General features: G+C 63.8%; 8 protein-coding genes, 1 tRNA gene and 1 pseudogene. 6 read left to right on the top strand and 4 right to left on the bottom strand.

The genetic code is table 11. From position 1 onward, the window contains the following. Both BP858_RS11285 and BP858_RS11280 read left to right on the top strand, forming a co-directional pair. Window positions 1-815, top strand: an 815-nt coding sequence (locus BP858_RS11285) for a metal ABC transporter permease (RefSeq protein WP_286879518.1), incomplete at its 5' end; no start/stop codon positions are given. 51 nt (window positions 816-866) lie between these two features. Then, window positions 867-1,397, top strand: a complete 531-nt coding sequence (locus BP858_RS11280) for a hypothetical protein (protein ID WP_062262661.1) — start codon at window positions 867-869, stop codon at window positions 1,395-1,397. Between the two features lie 202 nt (window positions 1,398-1,599). Here the strand turns inward: BP858_RS11280 and BP858_RS11275 are convergent, their stop codons facing one another. Next, complete coding sequence (locus BP858_RS11275; protein ID WP_014866764.1) at window positions 1,600-2,052, bottom strand: hypothetical protein; 453 nt, start codon at window positions 2,050-2,052, stop codon at window positions 1,600-1,602. A 149-nt stretch (window positions 2,053-2,201) separates the two neighbouring features. Here BP858_RS11275 and serS point away from each other — a divergent pair, with 149 nt between their 5' ends. Further along, window positions 2,202-3,479, top strand: a complete 1,278-nt coding sequence (gene serS / locus BP858_RS11270; protein ID WP_062262657.1) for a serine--tRNA ligase — start codon at window positions 2,202-2,204, stop codon at window positions 3,477-3,479. Window positions 3,480-3,597: 118 nt separating this feature from the next. On the opposite strand, the gene BP858_RS11265 is transcribed toward serS, so the two are convergent. Together BP858_RS11265 and BP858_RS11260 are read right to left on the bottom strand one after the other, a co-directional pair. Beyond that, on the bottom strand, window positions 3,598-4,299 hold the full coding sequence (locus tag BP858_RS11265) for an ABC transporter permease (protein WP_074175234.1): 702 nt from the start codon (window positions 4,297-4,299) through the stop codon (window positions 3,598-3,600). Beyond that, window positions 4,296-5,231: an ABC transporter ATP-binding protein gene (locus BP858_RS11260; protein ID WP_074176119.1), complete on the bottom strand. Its 936-nt coding sequence runs from the start codon at window positions 5,229-5,231 to the stop codon at window positions 4,296-4,298. Before BP858_RS11260 ends, BP858_RS11265 begins: the two co-directional genes overlap by 4 nt. Before the next feature lie 254 nt (window positions 5,232-5,485). Between BP858_RS11260 and BP858_RS11255 the strand changes: the two genes are divergently transcribed. Both BP858_RS11255 and BP858_RS11250 read left to right on the top strand, forming a co-directional pair. Beyond that, complete coding sequence (locus BP858_RS11255) at window positions 5,486-5,755, top strand: hypothetical protein (RefSeq protein WP_286879517.1); 270 nt, start codon at window positions 5,486-5,488, stop codon at window positions 5,753-5,755. A 34-nt stretch (window positions 5,756-5,789) separates the two neighbouring features. Next, complete coding sequence (locus tag BP858_RS11250; RefSeq protein WP_286879516.1) at window positions 5,790-6,764, top strand: solute carrier family 23 protein; 975 nt, start codon at window positions 5,790-5,792, stop codon at window positions 6,762-6,764. 81 nt (window positions 6,765-6,845) lie between these two features. Here the strand turns inward: BP858_RS11250 and BP858_RS11245 are convergent. Further along, window positions 6,846-6,918: transfer RNA gene (locus BP858_RS11245), tRNA-Ile, on the bottom strand. Window positions 6,919-7,214: 296 nt separating this feature from the next. Here BP858_RS11245 and BP858_RS11240 point away from each other — a divergent pair. Then, window positions 7,215-8,053: pseudogene (locus BP858_RS11240) on the top strand (indolepyruvate ferredoxin oxidoreductase subunit alpha); the annotation flags it as partial.

The following is an 8,053-nucleotide window of genomic DNA, read 5'->3' as shown; positions in this document are numbered from 1 at the left end:
TGAGTATGTTAGAGGTGCTCGGGTTTGAGTTCTTCAGGAACGCGCTCATCGCCGGGGTGCTCGCGAGCGTCACCTGCGGTATCATCGGCACCTACGTCGTGGTGCGGCGGATGGTCGCGATCAGCGGCGGTATATCCCACGCGGCCTTCGGGGGGATCGGGCTTGGCTACTACCTCGGGATCGACCCGCTCGCCGGGGCCACCGGGTTCACCGTCGCCACGGCGCTCGGGATGGGCGCGCTCCAGCTCCGGGCAAAACAGCAGATGGATACCCTCATCGGTGCGGTCTGGGCGGCCGGGATGGCGCTCGGGATCCTCTTCGTCTACCTGACACCGGGGTTTGCTCCCGACCTCTTCTCCTACCTCTTCGGGAACATCCTCCTCGTGCCGCGGGGGGACATCCTGCTGATGGCGGTCCTCACCGTCGTTATCGTCGCCGTCGTGGCCCTCCTCTACCAGGAACTCCAGGCGGTCACCTTCGACCCGGACTACGCGAGGGTCATGAACCTGCCGGTGGAGCGGCTCTCGCTCCTCCTGCTTGTGCTGATAGCGCTGACGGTGGTGATGCTGATCCGGGTGGTGGGGATCATCCTCGTGATCGCGCTCCTCACGCTCCCGGCGGCGATCAGCCGGCTCTACACCACCCGCATATGGAGCATGATGCTTGGCGCCGTCGCTCTCGGCGTCGTCTTCACCGGGATGGGGATATGGCTCTCCTACCTCGCGAACGTCCCATCAGGGGCAACGATCATCCTCGTGAGCACGCTCGCGTATGCGGGCGCCCTCGGGGTCGAACGCCTCCGGCAGGCCGGGTAACAGGACAAACCGGTGCGCTTATGCGGGCGTACGCAAGAGTTAGGTGAGCATATGGATCCGATCATCGAAGAGGGATACGCCCGGCTCCTCGAGACCATCGGGGACCTGCAGGCGAAGAAGGAAGAGTCGACAACGGCGCTCCGGGAGAAGATCGGGGCGCTTGTTGCACGGATGGCCGCCGATACGGCGCCGGTCGTGAAGGATATCGGCCTTGAGATGCTCTGGCGGGCGAAGAGGGAGGCGTCCGGGGAACTCTATGACCAGGAGTTCTACGAGAGGAAGATGATCGTCCTCGGGAAGGCCGAGCCGCTCCCGTACCGCCCCGACGATCCAAGTAAGCCCGTCGATACCCAGATATGCGTTCTCGATGAGGAGGGGAAGTTCTACGAGGTGATGTACACCACCACCGAGATCAGGGCCGATTCCTACGCGAGCCCTCTCACGCCGGAGGAGGCGGTCGACATCTACGGCTACGACCTCGTCTTCATGCTCTACCGGGCGCTGTATGAGTATGTGGAGAAGGAGGAGGAACTGACAGCCGCACTCGCCCGGGCGCTTGAGTATATCGCCCCCTCCGAATAACTTTTTTCGGGACGCTGGTGAGGGGCCTGCCGGATCTCTTCTCGCCGGGACAAGCCCCGGGCACCGTGTTGGTTTGCCGGGCGCGTGAGCACCGGCGGTGCGCAGGCCACCACGGTCCACTGCATGGGAACAAGCCCGAGATGGTACATCTACACAGGGGCTGATCCGGGGCTACGGCCACCTCCCTTGCGCCTTTCCCCTCTCACCGGTGCCCAAAGAGCGGGAACATCGGCTTCAACAGGTCGCCCCCGCTGCCGAGCGACGTGAGCGGGTATGTGCGCGTGTACTTCTGGCCGGCGATGTTTTCGTAGGTGACGACTGCTTTTGCCTCCACCACCATGGACTCAAGCCCGAACCCGGATGCCTCGTCCGGTTCGAGTGACACGATATCGAACTCGACGTTGAATGGGACAACGGCAACATGGATATTCCGCGCCTCTGCTGTGCCCGTGTTGGTGATGATGACCTCCCGGGCATCCTCTGAGAGTTCTGCGGCGACGAGCGGGTAGTCCCTGGTCTCCCCCATGATGTGGAACGTCATCAGGAGGACGAGCACGAAGACCAGCGCAATGAGGGCGAAGAAGACGTCGATGACGAGCAGCCCGAGGGTTATGAGGCCGCCTGCCACCAGGATGATCTTCTGGTTCTTTTCCATACTAGAAGGATTGGTTCGCCGGAGATTATAAGAGTGGGTTTTTGAGCGGAGGCGATCCGGTGCACATCCAGGGGCCGCCGCGCGTCCACCCCGGCCCTGAGGGCAACATGACCATATACCGTCGTGGCGAAGTACTACAGAGAGACAGTATGCTTGAGTTGAAGTTCGTTCGTGCACACCCCGAGATCATCAGGGCAGACCTCAACAAAAGGGGAGATACCGAGAAACTGGCCTGGGTCGACGAGGTGCTGGAGATGGACCGGAGAGCACGGGAACTCACCGTGGCGATCGGAGACCTGCGCAACCGAAGGAACGTCATATCCCGGGAGATCAGTCGCGCGAGGAAGGCAGGAGACGATACCGCGGCGCTCATCGCCGAGGCGGCAGAACTCCCCGCACGGATCAAGGAGGCGGAGACGGAGCGCGATACGCTCACCGAAGGGGTCAGGTACCGCCTGATGCGACTCCCGAACATCCTGCACGAGAGTGTGCCCGTCGGCAAGGACGACACCGAGAACGTCGAGATCAAGCGGTGGGGCGAGCCGCAGGTCCCGGCGTTTGACCTGAAGAACCACGGTGCGCTTGCCGTCGAACACGACTGGGCCGACTTCGAACGTGCGGTCAAGATCTCGGGCGCCGGGTTTTACTTCCTGAAAGGCAGGCTCGCCCTGCTCGATATGGCACTCCAGCGGTTCGCGATGGACCTGCTTGTTGCGCGCGGCTACACCCCGATTATCCCGCCGTACATGATGAACCGGGCCGCATACGAGGGCGTTACTGACCTCGCCGACTTCGAGAATGTCATGTACAAGATCGAGAGTGAGGACGAGTACCTCATCGCGACAAGCGAGCACCCGATGGCAGCGATGTACAGCGACGAGATCTTCGAGGAGAAGGACCTCCCGCTCCGGCTGGCTGGCTTGAGCCCGTGCTTCCGCCGCGAGATCGGGGCGCACGGGATCGATACGAAGGGGCTCTTCCGGGTCCACCAGTTCCATAAGGTGGAGCAGTTCATCTATGCCACACCTGAGCAGTCCTGGGACCTCCACGAAGAACTGCTGGCGAACGCTGAGGAGGTCTTCCAGCAGCTCGGCCTCCCCTACCGGATCGTCTCGATCTGCACGGGCGATATCGGGACCGTCGCCGCGAAGAAGTACGACCTCGAGGTCTGGATGCCGCGCGAGGAGCGCTACCGTGAGGCGGTATCGTGTTCGAACTGCACTGCCTACCAGGCGGTCAGGCTGAACATCAAGGTGCGTGATCCGACCGAGTTCACCGAGAAGCGCTACGTGCATACCCTGAACAGCACCGCGATAGCGACGTCGCGCGCGATCCGGGCGATCCTCGAGAACTACCAGAACGAGGACGGTTCGGTCACGATCCCAAAGCCCCTGAGACCATACCTCTACGGCGACAAGGTGCTGTAGGCGCCCGGATTTGTGAGGGACCAATACTATTTTGGGCAGGGGAGCCGGCGGGAGGGGTGGAACCTCTCCCTTACACCCGCGATGCCCACATTTCCTTCCAGCAGGTCAGTCCCGCTCATCACGGGATCGTCAGGACGACCCGCTCCTTTGTCACCTTCCCGGCGATGAAGCGGGCGAGGGCGACGAGCGCTACCCCTGCGACCGCGAGGATACCCTCCGTCACCAGCGAGATCCCGGGACCGCCCGCTGCGACCTCCTGGAGCCCGAAGATGAGGAAGAAGAACCCGAAGATGAAGACAAACCCAAGGATCTGGTTCTCCCGCATCCCGAGCACGAGCTGGGCCGCGCCGATGAGCCCGGCCGAGGCGACAACCCAGACCGGGACGATGACCGCGAGGTGGAGGAGGAGCAGGGGTTCGGCGGCAACCGGGGCGCCGGTGAGAGTGGAGACGACCGCGATGGTCACTGCGGCCGAGACGAGGGTCATCAGGTAGGCCGGCACAGCGACCCCGGCAGCCTTCCCCTCCCAGAGGCGGCGGAGGGAGACCGGGGTGCAGAGGAGCGTCTCGATGGTGCCATCCCGCTTCTCGCGGAGGAAGGCGTCGGCGCAGAAGATGTAGCCCATGAATACCCCGATTAGGAGGATGATCGCGGCGATACCGGCGGCAAGGGCTGCGGCGTCTCCGCCGGCGCCGGCGGCGACCCCGAAGGCGGACATGACCGGGAACCATATGGCAAAGATTACCGCGGTGATGAAGATGCTCCGGTTCCGGAGGGCGAGCCGCATCTCGCGCCTGGCGATGACGCGAAACGTGCTCATGCCCCACCCCCCGCCGGGCCGACATGTTCGAGGTAGATCTCCTCAAGCGACCGCGACGACCGCCTGACCTCCTCGATGCGGAAGTTGGCGCCGACGAGCGCCGCGACAAGGTCCGGAGTCGCGCCGGGGTCTGAGAGGGTGCAGAGGAGGGCGCTCGCGCCGTCCATGTCGCACCCGGCGACGAACGGCAGCGCCGCAATGACTGCACACGCCCGGGCCCGGTCGTCCAGGTCGGCAAGCGCGACCGTCACGGTCGGGCGGCCTGACGCACCGGTGAGGTTCGCCACCGAGTCGAAGGCCCGGATCCTCCCTCCCGCGAGGATCGCGACCGAGGAGCAGATCCGCTGGACCTCGTCGAGGTGGTGGGAGTTTAAGAAGACGGTCATCTCCTCCCGCCGGGAGAGTTCGAGGATGAGGTCGCGGACCATCCTCTGCGCGCCGGGATCGAGACCTGATGAGGGCTCGTCGAGGAAGACGATCTCCGGCCGGTGGAGGATGGCCCGGGCGATCCCGAGTCTCCGTTTCATGCCGGTCGAGAACGTCCCGACCAGGTCGTCCCGTCGTTCCGTGAGGCCGACGAGCGCGAGGAGGTCGTCGATCCGCTCTCCCGGGTCGTCCACGCCATAGAGCCCTGCGTAGTAGGCAAGGTTGGCTGCGGCGCTCATCCGGTCGGAGAGGCCGTTGTTCTCGAAGAGCACCCCGACCCTTCGGCGCGCATCGTCGTCGACAGCGAGGTCCCGGCCGAGGACCCGGACCTCACCCGCACCAGGGGCGAGCAGACCGAGCAGGATCCGGACGGTCGTGGTCTTTCCGGCCCCATTCGGGCCGAGGTAGCCGAAGACCTCCCCGTGCCCGACGGTGAACGAGACGTCGCTGAGGATATCGCGACCGTCGAATGACCGCGAAAGGCCCCGGACCTCGACTGCATTCATACCCGCGGCCTCCTCCGGCACCGCGCGGGGTGGGCGCCTGGGGTTCTCCGGATCTCCCCGGCTGCATGACCGGTAGAATACATAAGGAGAGATCTCCTCACGAAGACATAAAGGGGCCGGATTCATCTGCAGGACGGAGTGGGATGGCCGTGTTCCGGGCTCAAGGAGAAACGCTATCCTGCTGCAAAGAGATCCTCCATTATCACGCCGGAAGCCCCGCTACCCTTCCGGCACCTCAACCAGGAGCCTTTACGATGGAGTTCACCTACGGTATCGACGACCGGCCGCGACCGACATCTCTCCTCATCTTCGGCCTGCAGTGGCTGGCGGTGAGCGTGCCTGCCATCCTCATCATCGGTAAGGTGGTGGCCGGCCTCTACGGGGGGCCAGCCATTCCCTACCTCCAGAAACTCTTCTTCCTCACCGCCCTGGTGCTGCTCATGCAGATCTACCTCGGCCACAGGCTCCCCCTGGTGCTCGGCCCGGCTACGGTGCTCCTGATCGGCGATCCTTGCAAGCCTTGAGAGCAGTTTTCGGCGGCGATCAACGCATCGATCCTTGATCGGCGGACTCCTCCTTGCAGGGATAGCGGCAGCCGGCCTCTTTGAGCACCTCAAACGCCTCTTCACGCCCCGGGTGATCGCGGTCGTCCTCATGCTCATCGCGTTCACCCTCGCACCCACCATCCTCAACCTGATCACGGACGGGGGCGGCACGGTTCCAGCGACGCAGACCTTCCTCTTTGCCCTCGCATTCGCTCTCATTCTCTTCGTTGCAAACGGGCTCCTGAAGGGGATAGGGAAGTCGACCCTGGCGCTCTGGGCGATCATCTTCGGGACGTTCTCCTACATCGTCCTCTTTGGTCCGGTTCCCCTGCCACCAGAAGGCACCGCGCTGCTTGCGCTCCCTCCCGGCCTGCTCGCGCCGCTCGCCCTGCCCGATGCAGGAGTCCTTGCAGCGTTCCTGATCTGCTTCCTTGCGCTCGCCATCAACGATCTCGGCTCCATCCAGTCGGTGGGCGGCCTTCTCGGGGCGGATAAGATGGGCGAGCGCACAAACCGCGGGGTGACCATCACCGGCCTCGGCAACGCCGCAGCAGGCCTCATCGGGGTGATCGGCCCGGTGAACTTCTCGCTCTCCCCCGGTGTCATCGCCACGACCGGGTGCGCATCCCGGTTCGCCCTGGTCCCGGCAGGCATCGCGCTCGCGCTCATGGCTCTGTCTCCCCTCGCCATCGGCAGCCTTGCAAGCATACCCGGGCCGGTCATCGGCGTCGTCCTCGCCTATGTCATGGCCTCCCAGATCGCTGCAGGGCTCATGCTCGGGCAGGAGAGCGGGGCGGTCAAGACGTTCGATGAGGGGTTGATCATCGGCATCCCTCTCCTCCTCGGGACTGTCGTGGCGTTCCTGCCTGCAGATGTCGCCGCGGGGTTCCCGGCACTCATCCGGCCCCTGCTCACGAACGGATTTGTAGTGGGCATCATCGTGGTCCTGATGCTTGAGCATCTCGTCTACCGCCGGGCAGGGAGTTAGGGATACTTCCCCGGATCAGAGAGGGGGATGGAGTACGAAGGGAACGCTCAGAACGTGGAGAAGAACAGAAACAGAAAGGAATGGGCCCGGTGCGATTCGAACGCACGACCTCCCGGTTATCAGCCGGGTGCACCACCGGCTATGCTACGGGCCCGGATATACTCGTAGTAGTGCCTATAAATGTTGTATAATCTTCGATTTAAAGGTTGTGCAAAGACCTTGCTTCGCCCGTTTCCCTGCGGGAGGCAACCCGGGGGGAAAGACCGTCTCCGTGGCCGCCGATGCCGGGGTTTGCCCGGGTAACCTGCGGGAGAGGACGAGGGAGGAGAGTCCCAGTGGTGCCGAACCGCGGGACTACCCTCTACTATCGTTTTAGCACCAAATTGTTCTGGATTCGCATCCAAAGCGCTATGTTAAAAACCGACAATAGAAGTACAGTTGAGTGGAACAATGGCAGTACGATACCTACTCGGGAATGAGGGCATTGCACACGCATGCCTGGAGGCAAACATCGATTTTGCCAGCGGCTACCCCGGGACACCGTCTTCGGAAGTGATCGATGTCCTCCGGGTGCAGGAGGAACGCCCCTTCACCGTGGAGTGGTCCACGAACGAGAAGGTCGCCTTCGAGAACGCGCTCGCCGCCGCCTGGTGCGGACAGCGCGCACTCTGCACCATGAAGCACGTCGGGCTGAACGTGGCGGCCGACCCCTTGATGACGAGCGCATACACCGGGGTGACCGGGGGGTTCGTCGTCCTCTCCGCAGACGACCCCTTCGCGCACAGTTCCCAGAACGAGCAGGACACCCGGCGATACGCGCACTTTGCCCGGCTCCCCTGTCTGGACCCTTCGTCGGTCCAGGAGGTGCACGACATGATGCGGGACGCCTTCGCCCTCTCCGAGGAGTTCGGGCTCCCCGTGATCTTCCGCCCCACCACCCGGATCTGCCACTCAAAGAGCGACGTCGACCTCGGGCCTGTCGGTACCGAGCACCGGGCCGCCGTCTTCCACCGCGACCCGAAGCAGTACGTGGTCATCCCCGCGCACACACGAACATTACATAAGAGACTGAACGAGAAGCAGCCGGCCTTGAAGAAACGGCTGGTCGAACTCGGCTACAACCGCCACACCGTCAGAGGTGCGACCGCCGTCGTCGCGAGCGGGGACGCCGCCGCCTACATCCAGGAGGTGCTCCCTGACGACGTCTCGCTCGCGATCATCGGCGCCTACCCGATCGACGAGGAGTGGCTCCGGGCCTTCGTCGACCGGCATGAGAAGGTCCTTGTCGT

This window comes from Methanoculleus sp. UBA413 (assembly GCF_002502935.1).
In the GTDB taxonomy this organism is placed as follows: Archaea; Halobacteriota; Methanomicrobia; order Methanomicrobiales; family Methanoculleaceae; genus Methanoculleus; species Methanoculleus bourgensis.
This window is presented reverse-complemented; position numbering and strand designations above follow the sequence as displayed.

What these genes read in the sequence shown, in the direction of transcription:
- BP858_RS11265 (WP_074175234.1), bottom strand. Translation starts at nt 4,299, where the DNA reads ATGAGCACGTTTCGCGTCATCGCCAGGCGCGAGATGCGGCTCGCCCTC.
- BP858_RS11280 (WP_062262661.1), top strand. Translation starts at nt 867, where the DNA reads ATGGATCCGATCATCGAAGAGGGATACGCCCGGCTCCTCGAGACCATC.
- serS (WP_062262657.1), top strand. Translation starts at nt 2,202, where the DNA reads ATGCTTGAGTTGAAGTTCGTTCGTGCACACCCCGAGATCATCAGGGCA.
- BP858_RS11255 (WP_286879517.1), top strand. Translation starts at nt 5,486, where the DNA reads ATGGAGTTCACCTACGGTATCGACGACCGGCCGCGACCGACATCTCTC.
- BP858_RS11275 (WP_014866764.1), bottom strand. Translation starts at nt 2,052, where the DNA reads ATGGAAAAGAACCAGAAGATCATCCTGGTGGCAGGCGGCCTCATAACC.
- BP858_RS11260 (WP_074176119.1), bottom strand. Translation starts at nt 5,231, where the DNA reads ATGAATGCAGTCGAGGTCCGGGGCCTTTCGCGGTCATTCGACGGTCGC.